General features: G+C 63.9%; 18 protein-coding genes. 5 read left to right on the plus strand and 13 right to left on the minus strand.

Annotated elements, in window-relative coordinates:
* Position 1: 1 nt before the first annotated feature.
* Positions 2–1912 (minus strand): ATP-dependent zinc metalloprotease FtsH, encoded by a 1911-nt coding sequence (ftsH, locus tag BMY22_RS00205; protein WP_090618842.1) that lies wholly within the window; start codon positions 1910–1912, stop codon positions 2–4.
* 157 nt (positions 1913–2069) lie between these two features.
* Complete coding sequence (gene rlmE / locus BMY22_RS00210) at positions 2070–2693, minus strand: 23S rRNA (uridine(2552)-2'-O)-methyltransferase RlmE (protein WP_090618623.1); 624 nt, start codon at positions 2691–2693, stop codon at positions 2070–2072.
* Between the two features lie 86 nt (positions 2694–2779).
* On the opposite strand from rlmE, the gene yhbY reads away from it, so the two are divergent.
* Positions 2780–3094 (plus strand): ribosome assembly RNA-binding protein YhbY, encoded by a 315-nt coding sequence (gene yhbY, locus BMY22_RS00215; RefSeq protein ID WP_090618624.1) that lies wholly within the window; start codon positions 2780–2782, stop codon positions 3092–3094.
* Between the two features lie 127 nt (positions 3095–3221).
* Here yhbY and greA read toward each other — a convergent pair whose 3' ends face one another.
* The 7 genes from greA to grpE form a co-directional block, all read right to left on the minus strand.
* Positions 3222–3698 carry a transcription elongation factor GreA gene (greA, locus tag BMY22_RS00220; protein WP_090618626.1) on the minus strand — a complete coding sequence of 159 codons (477 nt, stop codon included), beginning with the start codon at positions 3696–3698 and terminating at the stop codon, positions 3222–3224.
* Positions 3695–6916 carry a carbamoyl-phosphate synthase large subunit gene (gene carB / locus BMY22_RS00225; RefSeq protein WP_090618627.1) on the minus strand — a complete coding sequence of 1074 codons (3222 nt, stop codon included), beginning with the start codon at positions 6914–6916 and terminating at the stop codon, positions 3695–3697. Before carB ends, greA begins: the two co-directional genes overlap by 4 nt.
* Positions 6917–6952: 36 nt before the next feature.
* A complete protein-coding gene (gene carA / locus BMY22_RS00230) occupies positions 6953–8089 on the minus strand; it encodes a glutamine-hydrolyzing carbamoyl-phosphate synthase small subunit (protein WP_090618629.1) in 1137 nt (378 codons plus the stop codon).
* A gap of 182 nt (positions 8090–8271) precedes the next feature.
* Positions 8272–9075 carry a 4-hydroxy-tetrahydrodipicolinate reductase gene (gene dapB, locus BMY22_RS00235; protein WP_090618630.1) on the minus strand — a complete coding sequence of 268 codons (804 nt, stop codon included), beginning with the start codon at positions 9073–9075 and terminating at the stop codon, positions 8272–8274.
* Between the two features lie 51 nt (positions 9076–9126).
* Positions 9127–10242 carry a molecular chaperone DnaJ gene (gene dnaJ / locus BMY22_RS00240; protein WP_090618632.1) on the minus strand — a complete coding sequence of 372 codons (1116 nt, stop codon included), beginning with the start codon at positions 10240–10242 and terminating at the stop codon, positions 9127–9129.
* 116 nt (positions 10243–10358) lie between these two features.
* On the minus strand, positions 10359–12281 hold the full coding sequence (gene dnaK, locus BMY22_RS00245) for a molecular chaperone DnaK (RefSeq protein ID WP_090618633.1): 1923 nt from the start codon (positions 12279–12281) through the stop codon (positions 10359–10361).
* 142 nt (positions 12282–12423) lie between these two features.
* Positions 12424–12987 carry a nucleotide exchange factor GrpE gene (gene grpE / locus BMY22_RS00250; RefSeq protein WP_090618635.1) on the minus strand — a complete coding sequence of 188 codons (564 nt, stop codon included), beginning with the start codon at positions 12985–12987 and terminating at the stop codon, positions 12424–12426.
* Positions 12988–13170: 183 nt separating this feature from the next.
* Here grpE and recN point away from each other — a divergent pair, with 183 nt between their 5' ends.
* Positions 13171–14844: a DNA repair protein RecN gene (gene recN / locus BMY22_RS00255; RefSeq protein ID WP_090618636.1), complete on the plus strand. Its 1674-nt coding sequence runs from the start codon at positions 13171–13173 to the stop codon at positions 14842–14844.
* 75 nt (positions 14845–14919) lie between these two features.
* Here the strand turns inward: recN and fur are convergent, their stop codons facing one another.
* A complete protein-coding gene (gene fur, locus BMY22_RS00260) occupies positions 14920–15324 on the minus strand; it encodes a ferric iron uptake transcriptional regulator (protein WP_039802036.1) in 405 nt (134 codons plus the stop codon).
* Positions 15325–15415: 91 nt separating this feature from the next.
* On the opposite strand from fur, the gene BMY22_RS00265 reads away from it, so the two are divergent.
* Positions 15416–15898, plus strand: coding sequence for an outer membrane protein assembly factor BamE (locus BMY22_RS00265; protein WP_090618638.1), 483 nt, complete (start codon positions 15416–15418; stop codon positions 15896–15898).
* A gap of 63 nt (positions 15899–15961) precedes the next feature.
* Here the strand turns inward: BMY22_RS00265 and BMY22_RS00270 are convergent, their stop codons facing one another.
* Complete coding sequence (locus BMY22_RS00270; RefSeq protein WP_090618640.1) at positions 15962–16285, minus strand: RnfH family protein; 324 nt, start codon at positions 16283–16285, stop codon at positions 15962–15964.
* Positions 16278–16712 (minus strand): type II toxin-antitoxin system RatA family toxin, encoded by a 435-nt coding sequence (locus BMY22_RS00275; RefSeq protein WP_090618642.1) that lies wholly within the window; start codon positions 16710–16712, stop codon positions 16278–16280. The genes BMY22_RS00270 and BMY22_RS00275 overlap by 8 nt, the downstream gene beginning before the upstream one ends.
* A 243-nt stretch (positions 16713–16955) precedes the next feature.
* On the opposite strand from BMY22_RS00275, the gene smpB reads away from it, so the two are divergent.
* Positions 16956–17438, plus strand: a complete 483-nt coding sequence (gene smpB, locus BMY22_RS00280) for an SsrA-binding protein SmpB (protein WP_090618643.1) — start codon at positions 16956–16958, stop codon at positions 17436–17438.
* Between the two features lie 27 nt (positions 17439–17465).
* Here the strand turns inward: smpB and BMY22_RS00285 are convergent, their stop codons facing one another.
* Complete coding sequence (locus tag BMY22_RS00285; protein WP_090618645.1) at positions 17466–18242, minus strand: GntR family transcriptional regulator; 777 nt, start codon at positions 18240–18242, stop codon at positions 17466–17468.
* Positions 18243–18545: 303 nt separating this feature from the next.
* On the opposite strand from BMY22_RS00285, the gene BMY22_RS00290 reads away from it, so the two are divergent.
* Positions 18546–20231 carry a lactate permease LctP family transporter gene (locus tag BMY22_RS00290; protein ID WP_090618647.1) on the plus strand — a complete coding sequence of 562 codons (1686 nt, stop codon included), beginning with the start codon at positions 18546–18548 and terminating at the stop codon, positions 20229–20231.
* Positions 20232–20265: the final 34 nt, after the last annotated feature.

Consider the following 20265-nt stretch of genomic DNA (forward strand, 5'->3'; position numbering starts at 1 on the left):
CTTAATGTTCGCCGGCAGGCCCCCCGATCGGAGCCTCGGGACGATCGACTCCTTGGGATGCCGAGGTTCCAGATGTACCGGAGCCCCCCTGCCAGTCCTTCGGCTCGCGAACCGTACGCCCTGACATGATGTCGTCGATCTGATCGGCATCGATGGTTTCATACTTCATCAGCACCTCCGCCATCATGTCCAGCTTGTCGCGGTTATCCTTCAACAACTGCGTGGCCGCGCCATAGCAGTGGTCGATGATGCTGCGCACCTCCTGATCGATCAGCCTGGCAGTCTCTGCCGAAACGTTGGCGTGCTGGGCCGCTGCGCTACGACCGAGGAACACCTCTCCCTCCTCTTCCGCATACATCAGCGGCCCCAGCTTTTCCGAGAGTCCCCACTTGGTCACCATGTTCCGCGCGATCTGGGTGGCACGCATGATGTCGTTGGAGGCGCCCGTAGTGACGCCCTCGAAACCCAGGGTCATCTCTTCAGCAATACGCCCGCCGAACAACGAGCAGATCTGGCTGACCAGTGCCCGCTTGGACAGGCTGTAGCGGTCTTCCTCCGGCAGGAACATGGTCACGCCCAAGGCGCGTCCACGCGGAATGATCGATACCTTGTAGACCGGGTCATGCTCGGGCACCAGTCGGCCGACAATCGCGTGTCCGGCCTCATGGTATGCCGTGTTGAGCTTTTCCTTCTCGGACATGACCATGGTCTTGCGCTCGGCGCCCATCATGATCTTGTCCTTGGCCAGCTCGAACTCGCGCATCTCGACAACGCGCTTGTTGGCGCGCGCGGCGAACAGCGAGGCCTCGTTCACCAGGTTGGCCAGATCGGCACCGGAAAAGCCGGGAGTACCCCGGGCAATGACCGCCGGATTGACGTCCTCGCTCACCGGAACCTTGCGCATGTGTACCTTGAGGATCTGCTCGCGGCCACGGATATCCGGCAGACCGACCACCACCTGCCGGTCGAAGCGCCCCGGACGCAGCAGTGCCGGATCAAGCACGTCGGGACGGTTGGTCGCGGCAATCACAATGATGCCATCGTTCATCTCGAAGCCGTCCATCTCCACCAGCAACTGGTTGAGGGTCTGCTCCCGCTCGTCGTGACCGCCACCGAGACCGGCACCACGATGACGGCCGACGGCATCGATCTCGTCGATGAAAATGATGCAGGGGGCATGCTTCTTGGCCTGATCGAACATATCCCGAACACGCGAGGCGCCGACACCGACGAACATCTCGACGAAATCCGAACCGGAGATGGTAAAGAACGGAACCTTGGCTTCACCGGCGATCGCCTTGGCCAACAGCGTCTTGCCGGTACCGGGCGGGCCGACCATCAGCACACCGCGGGGAATACGTCCGCCAAGGCGCTGGAATTTACCCGGGTCGCGGAGGAACTCGACCAACTCGCTGACCTCTTCCTTGGCCTCATCGCAGCCGGCAACATCGGCAAAGGTCGTCTTGACCTGATCCTCCGAGAGCAGGCGTGCCTTGCTCTTGCCAAAGCTCATCGGCCCGCCCTTGCCGCCGGCACCGCCCTGCATCTGGCGCATGAAGAACATGAACACGGCAATGATCACCAGGATCGGGAAGCTGGCCACCAGCAACTGCGACCAGATACTCTGCTGCTCGGGCTGCTTGCCCTCGATCTGGACATTGTTGTCGATCAGGTCGCCGATCAGACCGCCATCCTGAATCGCCGGACGGATCGTCTTGAAGCCGTCGCCGTCGGTCCGCTGGCCGGTAATGATATAGCCGTCCACGGTGACCCGCTCGACCTTGCCGTCCTTGACCTGCTGTATGAAGTCCGAATAATTCAGCGTCTGCGGCTCGCTCGGATTGGTAAAGTTGTTCATCACGGTTACCAGAACGGCCGCGATGATCAACCACAGAATCAGGTTCTTTGCCATGTCGTTCAATTAATTACCCTCTGGGACGGAGCCAGTCCCTGCGTGACGGCTGGTACAGCTACCCGCCTAACTTAATACACAACCCCCGCCCCCCCGGCAGGCATCTCTGTAACCCTTTGTGTGCGCCCTTTGGGCACGTTTGCGATTCCCCAGCAGTCTAGGCTCCGCGAAAGCCGCGCGCGAGCAGATATTGCTCGCGGGAACGGTCGCGGGAAGAGAGGGGCTTGCGCATCTGTACCCGGTCGAAACCTTCGCGCACCTGCAGGAGATACTGGTCGAAACCTTCGCCCTGGAAGATCTTGATCAGGAAATCGCCTCCCGGCCGCAAGACTCGCCCCGCCAAGTCCAGTGCCAGCTCGCAGAGATACATGGCCCGCGGCTGGTCGGCCGCCTTGACTCCACTCATATTGGGTGCCATGTCGGAAATCACAAGGTCGACCGGCTGCCCGCCGATCGCCTCAAGAATCTGGGCGAACACCGCATCGTCGGTGAAATCCCCCTGGACAAAAGTCACGTCCGGAATGCTGTCCATCGGCAGGATATCCGAGGCGATCAGGCAACCGCGATCACCGATCAGCCGACTGGTCACCTGTGACCAGCCGCCGGGGGCGGCGCCCAAATCGACGACGGTCATACCCGGCCGCAGGATGCGATCCTTCTCCTGGATCTCCAGCAACTTGTAGCTGGCGCGCGAGCGATAACCGTCCTTTTGCGCCATTTTCACGTAGGGGTCATCGAAATGCTCTTTCAACCAACGATGACTAGTCTTGGATCGGGCCACAGGCACCTCGTGTTTGGCTGGGCGGCCCCGAGTCGCTCGGGTAGACTAGGCCGCTTTTCAACAAGATCGGACGCAGGGGTCAGATTATGGCGCTCACTCAGGAGCAGAAGAAACATTTCAAATCCATCGGCCATCACCTGAAGCCTGTCTTGATCGTGGCTGAGAATGGCATAACCGAAGGCGTTCTAAGCGAACTGGAACGGGCCCTGAACGACCACGAACTGATCAAGGTGAAGATCAACCTCGCCGAACGGGACGACCGCCAAGCGGTGATCGCCGAACTCTGCGAGACATCCGGAAGCGAACTGGCGCAAGTGATCGGCAAGGTTGCCCTGCTCTACCGCAAGAACCCCAAGCCGAACAAGAACCTCTCGAACATAAGCCGCTTTCTGCAGGCTTGACGCAACTGGCGAGCCGCCACAGGCCCGCCAGAAGCCCGACCTAACGCGCCAAGCGCACTCTCCACCCTCGGAGAGTGGCGGCCAGGCCGCCACTCCAACACCGCCAGCCTGCCGCAACCGACCGCCATCAGATATGGCGAACCTCGACGACCTCGTATTCGACGGTACCGCTCGGCGTCTTCACCACGACCACATCACCCTCCTCCTTGCCTACCAAGGCACGGGCGATGGGTGAGCTGACCGATAACTTGCCCTGCTTGATGTCAGCCTCGTCGTCGCCGACGATCTGGTAGACCACGGTTTCGTCGGTTTCGACGTTGGCAATCTCCACAGTGACGCCGAAGATCACTTTCCCGGTATGGGGAATGGCCGTCACGTCGATGATCTGCGCATTCTGCAGACGACCCTCGATATCGCGGATCCGCGCCTCGACCATGCCCTGCTGCTCGCGGGCAGCATGGTATTCGGCGTTCTCCTTGAGATCACCCAGTTCGCGCGCCTCGGCGATCGCCTGAGTGATCTGCGGACGCAGTTCGGTCTTCAGATGTTTGAGCTCTTCCTCCAGGGCACGCGCGCCCTGGACAGTCATCGGAAATTTGGTCATGCGTTGATTCCTGCATGGAGATCCTGCAGACGGCGCACGGTCTTCTCGGGACCGAACTTGAGAGCCTCACAGATCGCCTGACCACCGGCGATGGTGGTGGTGATGCAGATCTTGTGCTGCAGAGCGTTGCGACGAATCGAGAAGGAATCAGCAATCGACTGACGCCCCTCGGTGGTATTGATGATCAGGGTGACCTCGTCGTTCTTGATCATGTCGACCACATGGGGACGACCCTCGGTCACCTTGTTCACCCGGCGAACCGGCAAGCCGGCCGCCTCGATCATCCGAGCGGTACCGGCAGTGGCCACAACCTCGAAGCCGAGGGCGACCAGATTGCGCGCCACGTCGGCGACGAACGGCTTGTCATCCTCACGCACGCTGATGAAGGCGCAGCCGCCGGTCGGCAGCGTCTCGCTGGCCCCCAGTTGAGCCTTGGCAAAGGCTTCGGCGAAGCTGTCGCCGACGCCCATCACTTCGCCGGTGGACTTCATCTCCGGGCCGAGAATAGGGTCGACCCCGGGGAACTTGGCGAACGGGAACACCGCTTCCTTGACACTAAAGAACGGTGGAATGATTTCCTTGGTGAAGCCGACCTCCGCCAGGCTCTTGCCAGCCATCACTCGAGCAGCGATCTTGGCCAGCGAGGTGCCGATGCACTTAGAGACGAACGGCACGGTGCGCGAAGCGCGCGGATTGACCTCGATGACGTAGATGTCTTCGCCCTGCACCGCCATCTGTACGTTCATCAGGCCGACCACGCCGAGCTCCAGGGCCATCTTCCCGACCTGGACGCGAATCTCGTCCTGGATATGCTTGGGCAGCGAGTACGGCGGCAGCGAACAGGCCGAGTCGCCAGAATGCACGCCGGCCTGCTCGATGTGCTGCATGATCGCGCCGATTACCACGCTCTCGCCGTCGCACACGGCGTCGATGTCGACCTCGATGGCGCAGTTGAGGAAATGGTCGAGCAGCACCGGGCTGTCGTTGGATACCTGTACCGCCTCGCGCATGTAGCGCTTGAGCTCGTCTTCCTCGTAGACGATCTCCATCGCCCGACCACCCAGCACATAGGACGGGCGCACCACCAGCGGATAACCGATACGCTTGGAGGCAGCGATGGCCTCTTCCTCGCTGCGCGCCGTGGCGTTTGGCGGCTGACGCAGACTCAGCCGCTCGACCATCTGCTGGAAGCGCTCGCGGTCTTCGGCGCGGTCAATGGCGTCCGGGCTGGTGCCGATGATCGGCACGCCGGCTTCTTCCAGGGCGCGACAGATCTTCAGCGGGGTCTGGCCGCCGTACTGGACGATCACGCCCTTGGGCTGCTCGACACGGACGATCTCCAGCACGTCTTCCAGGGTCACCGGCTCGAAGTAGAGGCGGTCGGAAGTGTCGTAGTCGGTAGAGACGGTCTCCGGGTTGCAGTTGACCATGATGGTCTCGTAGCCGTCTTCGCGCATGGCCAGTGCGGCATGCACGCAGCAGTAGTCGAACTCGATACCCTGACCGATGCGGTTCGGACCGCCACCGATGACCATGATCTTGTCACGGCTCGACGGGTTGGCCTCGCACTCTTCCTCGTAGGTCGAGTACATGTAGGCGGTATCGGTGGCGAACTCGGCGGCACAGGTGTCGACGCGCTTGTATACCGGCAGCACTTTGAGCTTCTGGCGATGGCTGCGCAGGTTCTTCTCGGTGACGCCGATCAGCTTGGCCAGGCGCGCATCGGAGAAGCCCTTGCGCTTGAGCTTCCACATCAGTCCATGGTCGATGCTGGAAAGACCGAGGGTCTTGACCCGCTCCTCTTCCTTGACCAAGTCCTCGATCTGCACCAGGAACCAGGGATCGATCTTGGTCAGAGCGAATACATCCTCGATGCTCTTGCCGGCACGGAAGGCATCGGCGACGTACCAGATGCGCTCGGCGCCCGGCACAGTCAACTCGCGCTTGAGGATGCTCTCGGCTTCAGGATTGCTCAGGTCCAGCTTAGGATCGAAGCCGGAGACGCCGACTTCCAGGCCACGCAGCGCCTTCTGCACCGACTCCTGAAAGGTACGGCCGATGGCCATCACCTCGCCGACGGACTTCATCTGGGTGGTCAGGCGGGCGTCGGCCTTGGGAAACTTCTCGAAGGCGAAGCGCGGCACCTTGGTGACCACGTAGTCGATGGCCGGCTCGAAGGAGGCCGGGGTGCGGCCACCGGTGATGTCGTTGGACAGTTCGTCGAGGGTGTAGCCCACCGCCAGCTTGGCGGCGATCTTGGCGATCGGGAAGCCGGTGGCCTTGGAGGCCAGCGCCGAGGAACGCGACACGCGCGGGTTCATCTCGATCACCACCATGCGGCCGTCGACCGGATTGATGCCGAACTGCACATTGGAGCCGCCGGTTTCCACGCCGATCTCGCGCAGCACCGCCAGGGAGGCGTTGCGCATGATCTGGTATTCCTTGTCGGTCAGGGTCTGCGCCGGGGCGACGGTAATGGAATCGCCGGTGTGCACGCCCATCGGGTCGAAGTTCTCGATGGAACAGACGATGATGCAGTTGTCCTTCTTGTCGCGGACCACCTCCATCTCGTACTCCTTCCAACCGATCAGCGACTCGTCGATCAGCAGCTCCTTGGTCGGCGACAGGTCGAGACCGCGGGTGCAGATTTCTTCGAACTCCTCGCGGTTGTAGGCGATGCCGCCGCCGGTGCCGCCCATGGTGAAGCTCGGGCGGATGATGCAGGGGAAGCCGACCATGTCGAGTACACCGTAGGCCTCGTCCATGCTGTGGGCGATGCCGGAGCGCGGACACGCCAGACCGATGGACTTCATCGCCTTGTCGAAGCGCGAGCGGTCCTCGGCCTTGTCGATGGTGTCGGCGTTGGCGCCGATCATCTCGACGCCGAACTTCTCCAGCACACCGTGCTTTTCCAGGTCCAAGGCGCAGTTCAGCGCGGTCTGGCCGCCCATGGTCGGCAGCAGGGCATCGGGACGCTCCTTCTCGATGATCTTGGCCACGGTCTGCCACTTGATCGGCTCGATGTAGGTGGCATCGGCCATGGCCGGGTCGGTCATGATGGTGGCCGGATTGGAGTTCACCAGAATGACGCGGAAACCCTCTTCCTTCAGCGCCTTGCACGCCTGGGCGCCGGAGTAGTCGAACTCGCACGCCTGGCCGATGACGATGGGGCCGGCGCCGAGGATCAGGATGCTTTTAATGTCAGTACGTTTAGGCATGTTTACTCACTCGAATCCGTAGGTCATCGGCGGGGCTTAGCGGCGCTTGGCCATGGCTTCGATGAAGCGATCGAACAACGGAGCCACGTCGTGCGGGCCCGGGCTGGCTTCCGGATGGCCCTGGAAGCTGAAGGCGACCTTGTCGGTGCGCTCGATGCCCTGCAGCGTGCCGTCGAACAGTGACTTGTGGATCGGCCGCAGATTGGCCGGCAGCGTGCTTTCGTCCACGGCGAAACCGTGGTTCTGGCTGGTGATCATCACTGCGCCAGTGTCGAGGTCCTGCACCGGGTGGTTGGCACCGTGGTGGCCGTGGCCCATCTTCACCGTCCTGGCACCGGAGGCCAGCGCCAGCAGCTGGTGACCGAGGCAGATGCCGAATACCGGGATGTCGGTCTCGAGGATGTCCTTGATCGCCCGGATCGCGTAGTCGCATGGCTCGGGATCGCCGGGACCGTTGGAGAGGAACACCCCATCGGGATTCAGCGCCAGCACCTCGCTGGCCGGCGTCTGCGCCGGGACCACGGTCAGGCGGCAGCCACGCGCCACCAGCATGCGCAGGATGTTCAGCTTGACGCCGAAGTCGTAGGCCACCACGTGGTAGGTCAGTTTGCCGGCCGGAAGCTCCGGATGACTGTCGGTTTCCAGGTTCCACACGCTGGAGCGCCACTCGTAGCGCTCGGTGCAGCTGACCACCTTGGCCAGATCCATGCCCTTGAGACCGGGAAAGCTGCGTGCCAGCTCCAGTGCCTTTTCCTCGGTGGCATCGTCACCCACCAGGATGCAGCCGTTCTGCGAGCCCTTCTCGCGCAGGATGCGGGTCAGGCGGCGAGTATCGATGTCGGCGATGGCCACGCAGCCGTTTTCCTTGAGATAGTCCGGCAACGACTGCTTGTTGCGCCAGCTACTGGCCAGCAGCGGCAGGTCGCGGATGATCAGGCCGGCCGCCCATACACGAGAGGACTCGGCATCCTCCGGCGTGGTGCCGGTGTTGCCGATGTGCGGGTAGGTCAGGGTGACGATCTGCTGGGCATATGAAGGATCGGTGAGGATTTCCTGATAGCCGGTCATGGCGGTGTTGAACACCACCTCGCCGATGGTCAGACCATCGGCGCCGATGGATTCGCCGCGAAAGATGCTGCCATCGGCAAGGGCGAGAATGGCTGGCTTAGTCAAGAAGACCTCCCGTAAATCAAGCCTGAAAGGGCATACGCAGGTTGTAAAAAAGCGGAATGACGTGTAGACACATCATCCCGCTCTTTTTCAAATTGTCTGCGTGCTTTTAGTAGACACATTGGATTCCTAGGGTACAGGAAAAGGCCTTCCCGGTCTAGTAACCTACTATCGCACTTGGTTTTTCAGCGCAGCGCGAGCACGTCCTGCATGTCGTACAGCGCCGGAACGCGCCCCTCCAGCCAAAGCGCAGCACGCACCGCCCCCTTGGCGAAGGTCATGCGACTCGAGGCCTTGTGGGTGATCTCGACCCGCTCGCCGTCGGCGGCGAACAACACGGTGTGATCGCCGACGATGTCGCCGGCACGCACCGTGGCAAAGCCGATGGTCTCCCGCTCCCGCGCCCCGGTCTGGCCTTCGCGACCGTACACCGCTACCTTCTCCAGGTCTCGCCCCAGAGCGCTGGCCACCACCTCGCCCATGCGCAGGGCAGTGCCGGAGGGTGCATCGACCTTGTGCCGATGGTGCGCCTCGATGATCTCGATGTCGGCATCCTCGCCCAACACCCGCGCGGCGGTATCCAGCAGCTTCAGGCACAGGTTGACGCCGACACTGAAGTTGGCGGCGAAGACGATCGGAATCTCCCGAGCCGCCGCGCTCAGTTGCTGCCGTTCCTCGACCGAAAAGCCGGTGGTGCCGATCACCATGGCCTTGCCAGCTCTGCGGCAGATCTCCAGATTCCTCAGGGTCACGGTCGGATGGGTGAAGTCGATCAGCACATCGAACTCGTCCAGCACTGTCGCCAGATCGCCCGACAAGGCCACGCCAATCCGCCCCAAACCGGCCAGCTCGCCGGCGTCGACACCGACCAGGGTGCTGCCCGGCCGACCGACGGCCGCGGCCAGACGGGCTGCCGGCGCCTGCCGCGCAGCCTCGATCAGGGCCTTGCCCATGCGCCCGGCGGCGCCCATCACTGCAATACGTCGCATAACTCTGCTCCGGAAGGCGGGCGGAGCACGCCGCGCCGCCCTCCCGTTCGGTTAAAGATCGTCGAAGAAGCGCTTCATGCCCTCGAACCAGCCGCTGGCCTTGGGCGAGTGGCTGCTGTTGCCCTGCAGACTGCCGCGAAACTCCTCGAGCAGCTCGCGCTGGCGCTTGCTCAGATTGACCGGAGTCTCCACCACCACCCGGCACATCAGGTCGCCCGCCGCACCGCCACGCACCGGTGCCACGCCCTTGCCGCGCAGACGGAACAGCTTGCCGGTCTGGGAACCCTCCGGGATCTTCAGCTTGACCCGGCCATCCAGAGTCGGCACCTCCAGCTCGCCACCGAGCGCCGCATCGGCGAAACTGATCGGCACCTCGCAGTAGAGATGCTTGCCATCACGCTGGAAGATCGGGTGCTCGCGCACGCTGACCACCACATACAGATCGCCGGGCGGCCCGCCCAGGGTACCCGCCTCGCCCTCGCCGGCCAGACGGATGCGGTCGCCGCTGTCGACCCCGGCCGGCACCTTCACCGACAGGGTCTTGTGCTCCTCGACGCGTCCCTGGCCGCGGCAGTCCGGGCAGGGATCTGCGATCATCTTGCCGCTACCGTGGCAACGCGGGCAGGTCTGCTGCACCGAGAAGAAGCCCTGTTGCATGCGCACCTGACCAATTCCGCCGCAGGTCGTGCAGGTGACCGGCGCGGTTCCCCTCTTCGCACCGCTGCCATCGCAGGTCTTGCAATGCACCAGAGTCGGCACGCGAATGGTCACCGTCGTGCCGCGCACCGCCTCCTCCAGGTTGAGCTCCAGGGTGTAGCGCAGATCGCTGCCGCGCTGCGGCCCGCCACGACCACCGCCGCGTCCGCCACCGAAGAAATCGCTGAACACATCGCCGAAGATGTCGGAGAAATTGGCCCCGCCGGCACCGCCGCCCATGCTCTGGTCGACCCCGGCATGCCCGTACTGGTCGTAGGCCGTCCGCTTGCCGGAATCGGAGAGCACCTCGTAGGCCTCGTTGGCCTCCTTGAATTTCTCCTCGGCCGACTTGTCGTCGGGATTGCGGTCGGGGTGGTACTTCATAGCCAGACGGCGGTAGGCCTTCTTCAGCTCCGCCTCGTCAGCCCCCCGCTCGACCCCCAGCACCTCGTAATAGTCACGCTTTGCCATAAATCTCATGAACTCCGGATTCGTCTGCCCCAGACACGCCGACGCGGGAGCAAGCTCCCGCGCAGCGGTTCAGGCCCATCGCAAGCGATGGGCCGGGACGGAAGCAAGCGTGATGCTTACTTGTTGTCCTTGCTGTCCTTGACCTCTTCGAACTCGGCATCCACCACGTCGTCCCCGGCCTTGGCCTTCTCGCCGCCCTGAGCAGCCTCGCCGGACTCCGCCTGCTCGGCATACATCTTCTGCGCCAACGGTGCGGTGGCCTGGGACAGGGCGTTCATCTGGGACTCGATCCGGGCCTTGTCGTCGCCCTTGAGTGCCGCTTCCAGGTCGACAACTGCCTTCTCGATGGCAACCTTCTCGTCCGCGCCGACCTTGTCACCAGCCTCGGAGATCATCTTGCGGGTAGCGTGCACCAGTTGGTCGCCCTGGTTGCGTACGGAGACCAGTTCCTCGAACTTGCGGTCCTCCTCGGCGTTGGCCTCGGCATCGCGCACCATCTGCTGGATCTCTTCCTCGGACAGGCCGGAGTTGGCCTTAATCACGATGGACTGGTGCTTGCCGGTGGCCTTGTCCTTGGCGGACACGTGCAGGATGCCGTTGGCGTCGATGTCGAAGGTGACCTCGATCTGCGGCACGCCGCGCGGTGCCGGCGGGATGTCGGCCAGGTCGAAGCGGCCCAGCGACTTGTTCTGCGCGGCCTGCTTGCGCTCGCCCTGCAGCACGTGGATGGTCACCGCACCCTGGTTGTCGTCAGCGGTGGAGAACACCTGGGACTTCTTGGTCGGGATGGTGGTGTTCTTCTCGATCAGCGCGGTCATCACCCCGCCCAGGGTTTCGATGCCCAGGGTCAGCGGGGAGACGTCGAGCAGCAGCACGTCCTTGACGTCGCCGGCCAGCACGGCGCCCTGGATGGCGGCCCCCATGGCCACGGCTTCGTCCGGGTTGACGTCCTTGCGCGCTTCCTTGCCGAAGAACTCGGCGACCTTCTGCTGCACCAGCGGCATGCGGGTCTGGCCGCCGACCAAGATCACGTCGTCGATCTTGCCGGCGTCGATGCCTGCATCCTTCAGCGCGACGCGGCACGGCTCGATAGTGCGCGCAACCAGATCCTCGACCAGCGCTTCCAGCTTGGCACGGGAGATCTTCACGTTGAGGTGCTTCGGCCCGGTGGCGTCGGCGGTGATGTACGGCAGGTTGACATCGGTCTGCTGGCTGGAGGACAGCTCGATCTTGGCCTTCTCGGCAGCTTCCTTCAGGCGCTGCATGGCCAGCGGGTCGCCCTTGAGGTCGATGCCGCTTTCCTTCTTGAATTCGTCGACGAGGTAGTCGATCAGGCGGATGTCGAAGTCCTCGCCGCCGAGGAAGGTATCGCCGTTGGTGGCCAGCACCTCGAACTGGTGCTCGCCGTCGACTTCGGCGATCTCGATCACCGACACGTCGAAGGTACCGCCGCCCAGGTCGTAGACGATGATGGTGTGATCGCCCTTGGCCTTGTCCATGCCGTAGGCCAACGCCGCGGCGGTCGGCTCGTTGATGATCCGTTTGACGTCCAGGCCGGCGATGCGGCCGGCATCCTTGGTGGCCTGACGCTGGCTGTCGTTGAAGTAGGCCGGCACGGTGATCACCGCTTCGGTGACCGGCTCGCCGAGGTAGTCTTCGGCGGTCTTCTTCATCTTCTTCAGCACTTCGGCGCTGATCTGCGGCGGCGCCATCTTCTGGCCCTTCACTTCCACCCAGGCGTCGCCGTTGTCGGCCTTGGCGATCTTGTAGGGAACCAGTTTGATATCTTTCTGCACCACGTCTTCTTCGAAGCGGCGACCGATCAGGCGCTTCACCGCGTAGAGGGTATTGTGCGGATTGGTCACTGCCTGGCGCTTGGCGCTCTGCCCGACCAGGATCTCGCCGTCGTTGCTGTAGGCGATGATCGACGGGGTGGTACGACCGCCCTCGGCGTTCTCGATGACCTTGGCCACGCCGTTTTCCAGCACGGACACGCAGGAGTTGGTGGTGCCCAGGTCGATACCGATGATTTTGCCCATATTCACTCTCCGAAACTTTGATTCAGCAGGCTATCGAAAGCCCCTGTGCTAAGCGTTCCACTGGCCTGCCGCCGGACCCCGAAGACCCGGCGCGAAAGCCGATAAATGCATGCCCTTACAGATGGGGACGGGCCGTCCCATTTCAAGCCTGTGCGTCGCTCGCGGGCGCCGGCGTCTTGCTGACCACGACCATCGCCGGCCGCAACAGACGGCCGCTGAGCAGATAGCCCTTCTGGAACACCTTGAGCACGCTGCCCGGCTCGGCACTGGCGCTTTCCTCCATGGCTATCGCCTGGTGGTGCTCGGAATTGAAGGGCTCGCCGTGGGGATCGAGCTGCTCGAGCTGATAGCGCTTGAGCACGTCATGGAACATCTTCAGGGTCAGTTCCATGCCTTCGCGCATCGGCCGGATCGACTCGTCGGCCGGGTCGGACAGCTCGACACCGCGCTCGAGGCTGTCGACCACTCCCAGCAGATCCTGAGCAAAGCGCTCCAGGGCAAACTTGTGCGCCTTCTCTACATCCTGCTCGGCACGCCGACGCACGTTCTGCAGCTCCGCCACGGCGCGCAGGGACTGATCCTGGGCAGCAGCCAGCTGCTCTTCGAGCGCCTGCACGCGAGCGGCCAGGTCCTCGCCGGCGGCGGCGCCCTCGGCAGCCGGAGTCGCCTCGGGAGTCTGGTTATCCAGGTTCTGTTCGTCAGCCATGCATCTCTCCTTTCAAAAAGCGGCCACGGGAGCGGCCCGTGTTTCTGCCGCCCTATATGGGGATGCAATCCGGCGCTTCAAGGGGAACCGCGCAGCCCGTCGGCATTTCGCACACCGGCGAGTTGTCGAAGCAAAACCGATTACTGTATCAATACACAGATACCGCATCCCGGGAGCCTCGCCATGCTGGTGCACCTGTCGATCCACAACTACGCCATCGTCGAACACCTGGACCTCGAGCTGGATACGGGCATGACCGTCATCACCGGCGAAACCGGCGCCGGCAAGTCGATCATGCTCGACGCCCTCGGCCTGGCGCTCGGCGATCGGGCCGACAGCGGCGCCGTGCGACCGGGCACGGACAAGGCCGACATCCTCGCCAGCTTCGACCTGACGGCGATCCCCGAAGCGCGGGCCTGGCTCGCCGAGCGCGACCTGGAGCGCGAAGGCCCGTGCATCCTGCGCCGGGTGATCACCGCCGAAGGCCGCTCGCGCGCCTACATCAACGGCTCGCCCTGCCCGCAGGGCGACCTCCGGGCGCTCGGCGAACTGCTGATCGACATCCACAACCAGCACGAGCACCAGTCCCTGCTGAAGAACGACACCCACCGGCGCCTGCTCGACGAATATGCCGGTGCCAGCGAACTGGCTCGCCAGGTGCAGATGGCCGCTCAGCGCTGGCGGCAGACCCGCCAGGAGCTGGAAAGGCTGTCCAACGCCGGCGACGAACAGCGCGCCCGCCAGCAACTGCTCAACTACCAGCTGGAAGAACTGGAAAAACTGGCCCTTGGCGACCGCGAACTGGAGGAACTGGAGCTGGAGCACAAGACCCTGAGCAACGCCGAGCAGCTACTCGGCAACTGCCGCCAGGTCATCGACCTGTGTAGCGAGAGCGATGCCGGCAACGTGCTCTCCGCCCTGACCGCCAGCCTGCAGCGCCTGACCAGCCTGCAGGCGCAGCCCGGCCCGCTCGGCGAAGCGGTCAACCTGCTCGCCAGCGCACAGATCCAGGTCGAGGAAGCCGTCGGCGAACTGAACCGTTTTCTCGATCATTTCGATGTCGATCCGCAGCGCCAGCAGAGCATCGAGGAACGGCTCGACGCCATCTACGGCCTGGCGCGCAAGCACCGGATACCGCCGGGCGAACTGATCCCCTTGCAACAGCGACTGCGGAGCGAGCTGGCCGGACTGAACGCCGACGACGAAACCCTCGAGCGTCTCGACCGAGAGCTGGCGGCCTATGCTCGCCATTATCGGGAAAAGGCCGGGGAGCTCGGCGGACTCCGGCGGCAGGCCGGCGAACGCCTGGCCACGGCGGTGGAAGGGCAGATGCAGCGCCTGGGCATGCCCGGCGGGCTCTTCGCCATCGAACTGCATCCGTCCACCTCGAGCGAGCCCCACCCCCAGGGGCTCGAGCAGGTCGAGTTCCTGGTCAGCGCCAACCCCGGCCAGCCCCTGAAACCCCTGCCCAGGGTGGCCTCGGGCGGCGAGCTGTCGCGCATCAGCCTGGCCATCCAGGTGATCACCGCACAGACCTCGCGCACCCCGACCCTGGTCTTCGACGAGGTCGATGTCGGCATCGGCGGCCCGACCGCCGAAGTGGTCGGCCAACTCCTGCGCCAGCTCGGCCAGCAGGGCCAGGTCCTGACCGTCACCCACCTGCCCCAGGTCGCCACCCAGGGCCATCGCCACCTCTTCGTGCACAAGGCTCGCGGGATCGACGAAACCCGCACCGCGGTCGCCCGCCTGGAGGGCGACTCGCGCATCGCGGAAGTCGCCCGCATGCTCGGCGGACTCGAGCTGACCGAGGAATCCCTGGCCCACGCCCGGCGGATGATCGGCAGCGCCCAGACCTGAACGGCATGGCTCCACAAGGCAAAAAGGCGACCCGCGGGTCGCCTTTTTGCTTGGTGGGCCGAAACGCCCCGAAACTCAGGACTTCTTGCGCACGTAGAGCACCAGGTTGTGGTCGACCAGCTCGAAGCCGTGCCGCTTGACGATCTCCCGCTGCAGCTTCTCGATATCCGGATCGTAGAACTCGATCACCTCGCCGGAGTCCACGCAGACCATGTGGTCGTGATGCCCGCTGTCGGCCAGCTCGAACACCGCATGTCCGCCATCGAAGTTGTGCCGCACCACCAGCCCGGCGGCCTCGAACTGGGTCAGCACCCGATAGACCGTTGCCAAGCCCACGTCTTCCCCGGCCTCCATCAAGGACTTGTAGACATCTTCCGCGCTCATGTGGCGATGCCCGGCAGAGTCGAGCATCTGCAGGATCTTGACGCGCGGCAGGGTAACTTTCAGACCGGCTTTACGCAGTTCGTTATTTTCAACCATGGTCGGCTTTCTTGCTGCTGCTTCGCAGCCTCCTTCAATGCAGGTATTATCAGGGATTAGTGCCCCGGCAGATAGCGGAACTCTCCCAGCGATGCAAAACACCAAGCTCATGCTGACCAGTCTACCCCTCGTGGGCCTGCTCGCTCTTGCCGGCTGCACGATCCCCGGGGTGTACAAAATCGACATTCAGCAGGGCAATGTCGTGACGCAGGACATGATAGACCAGTTGCGCCCCGGAATGACCCGCCGTCAAGTCCGGTTTGTCATGGGCAGCCCGCTGATCACCGACACCTTCCATCCGGATCGCTGGGACTATCTCTACAGTATCAAACCCGGCGGCGGCGAGCGCCTGCAGGAGCGGGTCAGCCTGGTGTTCGACCGCAACGACCAGCTGGTCGGACTGTCCGGCGACTTCCTGCCCGGCGTCACGCGCGACGAAGCGATTCTGAGCCGCAGCGGTACACCCCCCAAGGAAGGCGAAAAGCCAGCCAAACCGGGCTCGCTGCTCGACGAGATCCAGCGCGAAGTGGACCAGACGGAAAGCGCGCCCGTGCCGACACCGGAACCCCTCTAGCCCCGCGGCAAGCCTGCCAAGCCCGGAGCGATTCCAAGGCTCGACACACGAAGACGCCGCTCTTCACCGCGACAGGTCCTCGCCCCCCTTCGCTTTCGCGGCCCTGGCCGCCCGCTGCTTGCGAACCTCCTTGGGATCGGCGATCAGCGGACGATAGATCTCCACCCGCTCGCCCTCCTCCAGCATGCGCTCCTCCGGCCTGGCCACCGCCTTGCCGAAAACCCCCAGCGGCGCGCTCGCCAGATCCAGGCCCGGGAAATCCCTGTCGAGAGCGGAGCGCAATGCCGCCTCGCGCACCGTGGTACCGCGCGGCACGCTCAGCCCGACCAGCTTCTGCCGGTCCGCCAGCGCATAGACCACCTCCACGGCGATGCTTTGCTTATCCATACAGTTGCTTGGCTCGCTCGCAGAAGGCATCCACCAGGGTATTGGCTGCCTGGTTGAACAGCGGCCCGAGAGTTGCCTTGATCAGCGGCCCGGAGTAGTCGAAGGTCAGATCGAGACTGATCTTGCAGGCCTTCTCGCCGAGCGCCTTGAACTCCCAGAGACCGTGCAGATGGGCGAAGGGTCCCTCTTCCAGGTTCATCTCGATGCTCTGCCCCGGCTGCAGGCTGTTGCGGGTGAGAAAGCGCTGACTCAATCCTCCCTTGGCCACTTCCAGCCTGGCACGCATCTGTGTCTCGCTGGTTTCCAGCACGTCGGCGGCGCTGCACCAGGGAAGGAAATCCGGATAGTGCGCCACGTCGTTGACCAGATCATAAAGAGCACGTGCCGGAAAGGGCAGCAGTGCCGAGCGGTGTATGCGAGTCGCCATTCAATGAACTCTCGGTTACTTCGTCAATTCGCCAGCAAACGCGGCAGCACGCCCGGTGCCTGCAAGGCCGCCCGACAGACCGCGAAGGGAATGCCGAAGGCCAGGCAAGGACACCGTCGACGACGGCCATCGCGCCTTGCCTGCCTCTGCGTGCAGGAGCGATCGGGCATTCTCCGAAATTAGCCGCCCCCCCTCAAGCTCGGTGTCGCCAGCCCGCGCGCAACTGCCTATAATGCGCGGCCTATGGCTAAGCAAAAGAAACACCCTCAGGGCAACATCGCGCAAAACAAGAAGGCGCTGCACGACTACTTCATCGAACAGAAGTTCGAGGCCGGTCTGGCCTTGGCTGGCTGGGAGGTGAAGAGCCTGCGCGCCGGCAAGGCACAACTGGTCGACAGCTACGTACTGCTGAAGGATGGCGAGGCCTGGCTGATGGGCAGCCACATCACGCCCCTGACGACGGCCAGTACCCATGTGATCGCCGACCCGACCCGCACCCGCAAGCTGCTGCTGCACAAGCGCGAGCTCGGCAAGCTGTTCGGTGCCGTCCAGCAGAAGGGCTACGCCTGCGTCGCCCTGTCGTTGTACTGGAAGAAGCACCTGATCAAGTGCGAGGTCGCCCTGGCCAAGGGCAAGAAGGAATACGACAAGCGCGACACCGAGAAGGTCCGCGACTCCGACCGGGAAATCCAGCGCGCCATGCGCAACAAGGGCAAGGAAGACTAGCCCCAGGCGGCGCCCGCCGCCTGCCCCTCAGCTCTCGGCCAACCCCTGCCGCCGCCGCGCCCGCGCCTCGCGTCGCGCCTCCTGCTGCACCTCGGCCAGCACCTCCTGCACATAGAGGATGTGCCGACTGGAAATCGCCCGCGCCTCCTCGGCACGCCCCTCGATGATCGCTTCGTACAGCTCGCGATGCTGCTGCATCAGCATGTCGCGGGTCTCGCCGCGCTGCGCGTACATGCCGCCGATGTTGGTCACCACATTGCGCCTGAGCAGATCGAACAGCCCCTTGATGGTGTGCAGCAGCACAGCATTGTGACTGGCCTCGGCGATCGCCAGATGGAAGCACGCATCGGCCAATCCCTCCTCCGCACCGCCACCCGGCACCGAGGCAGCGTAGCAGCGCTGCAGACGCTCGAAGGCCTCGCGCAGACGCTCGTGGTCCAGCGGCGTGGCGCGCTGCGCGGCGTAGAAGGCGCAGGCGCCCTCCAGGGTATGGCGAAACTCCAGCAGATCGCGCTGCGCCTCCCCATTGCTTTCCAGCAACTGCAGCAGCGGATCGCTGAAGGTCGAGCCCAGCGACTCGACCACATAGGTACCGCCCCCTTGGCGACTGATCAGCAGGCCGCGCGCCGCCAGCTTCTGGATCGCTTCGCGCAGCGAGGGACGCGACACCCCGAACTGCTCGGCCAGTGCCCGCTCCGGCGGCAGACGCTCGCCGGCCTTGAGCGAGCCCTCGAGGATCATCGCCTCGAGCCGCTCGACGATGTCATCCGACAGACGGCGCTGTCGAACCGGACCGAATCCCATTGCTCTCCCCACTTGTTTGATCGGCCCACAGCCCAACTGCTGCAGCCCGTCCGCCTCTTCCGCCTCTTCCGCCTCTTCCGCCTCTTCCGCCTCTTCCGCCAAGCCTAACCAGCTAGCCTGATGCCAGCAATCCCAAGGCTCGGCGCCAGCTCACGACGAAAGTCGCCATAAGACAAATTGACACAGCGCCCACTCAAAAACTAATCTTGTCCGGCGGTAGTGTAAATTGGTATTACCAATTTAGTCAAGCCGCAACGACCCGAATCGTCCATCCCATCCAAAAACAATCAAGGGGGAAACCCTATGCAAGCCTGGCAACAGCTCTACACGCCACTTGGCAGCCTCGGCCTGTCCGCGCTGGCCGCCCTCGTCCCGATCCTGTTCTTCTTCTTCGCCCTGGCCGTGTTCCGCCTCAAGGGGCACATGGCAGGCAGCATCACCCTGGCACTTTCCATCCTGGTCGCCATCTTCGCCTACGGCATGCCGGCCGACATGGCCCTGGCCGCCGCCGGCTACGGCTTCCTCTACGGCCTCTGGCCGATCACCTGGATCATCGTCGCCGCGGTGTTCCTCTACAAACTGACGGTCAAGAGCGGCCAGTTCGAGGTGATCCGCAGCTCGGTCCTGTCGGTCACCGACGACCAGCGCCTGCAGGTGCTGCTGATCGGCTTTTCCTTCGGCGCCTTCCTCGAGGGTGCCGCCGGCTTCGGCGCCCCGGTGGCGATCACCGCCGCCCTACTGGTCGGCCTCGGCCTCAACCCGCTGTATGCCGCCGGCCTGTGCCTGATCGCCAACACCGCACCGGTAGCCTTCGGCGCTCTGGGCATCCCGATCACCGTCGCCGGCCAGGTTACTGGCATCGACCCGTTCAAGATCGGCGCCATGACCGGTCGCCAGCTGCCGATCCTGTCGATCCTCGTGCCGTTCTGGCTGGTGGTGATGATGGACGGCTGGCGCGGCCTCAAGGAAACCTGGCCGGCCGCGCTGGTCGCCGGCGCCAGCTTCGCCGTGACCCAGTACTTCACCTCCAACTTCATCGGTCCGGAGCTGCCGGACATCACCTCGGCGCTGGTCAGCCTGGTGTCGCTGACCCTGTTCCTCAAGGTCTGGCAGCCCAAGCGCGCGGAAAGCCAGGAAGTGGTGGGCATCTCCGGCGGCGCCGCCGTGCTGGGCGGCTTCGGCGGTGTGCGCAGCACCACCCCGTCGCCCTACAGCGCCGGGCAGATCGTCAAGGCCTGGTCGCCGTTCCTGATCCTCACCGCACTGGTGACCGTCTGGACCCTCAAGCCGTTCAAGGCGCTGTTCGCCGCGGACGGTGCGCTGCACGACCTGGTGTTCTACTTCGCCATCCCGCATCTCGACCAGCTGGTGATGAAGACCGCGCCGATCGTCGCCAAGGACACCCTCATCCCGGCGGTGTTCAAGCTCGATCCGGTATCCGCCACCGGCACCGCGATCTTCCTCTCCGCGCTGCTGTCGATGCTGGTCCTCAAGGTCAACCTCAAAGATGGTCTGACCAGTTTCAAGGGAACCCTGGTCGAACTGCGCTGGCCGATCCTGTCGATCGGCATGGTGCTGGCCTTCGCCTTCGTCACCAACTTCTCCGGCATGTCCAGCACCCTCGCCCTGGTGCTGGCCGGCACCGGCGTGGCCTTCCCGTTCTTCTCGCCGCTGCTCGGCTGGCTCGGCGTATTCCTGACCGGCTCGGATACCTCGTCCAACGCCCTGTTCGGCTCGCTGCAAGCCACCACCGCGCACCAGATCGGCGTCAACGACACCCTGCTGGTAGCGGCCAACACCAGCGGCGGCGTGACCGGCAAGATGATTTCGCCGCAATCGATCGCCGTGGCCTGCGCCGCCACCGGTCTGGTCGGCAAGGAGTCGGACCTGTTCCGCTTCACCCTCAAGCACAGCCTGATCTTCGCCGTCTTCGTCGGCCTGATCACCCTGGCCCAGGCCTACGTGTTCACCGGCATGCTGGTGCACTGAGAGATGGCCGGCAAAACCCTTCTGGCGACGTGGT

Source organism: Azotobacter beijerinckii (genome assembly GCF_900110885.1).
Lineage (GTDB): Bacteria > Pseudomonadota > Gammaproteobacteria > Pseudomonadales > Pseudomonadaceae > Azotobacter > Azotobacter beijerinckii.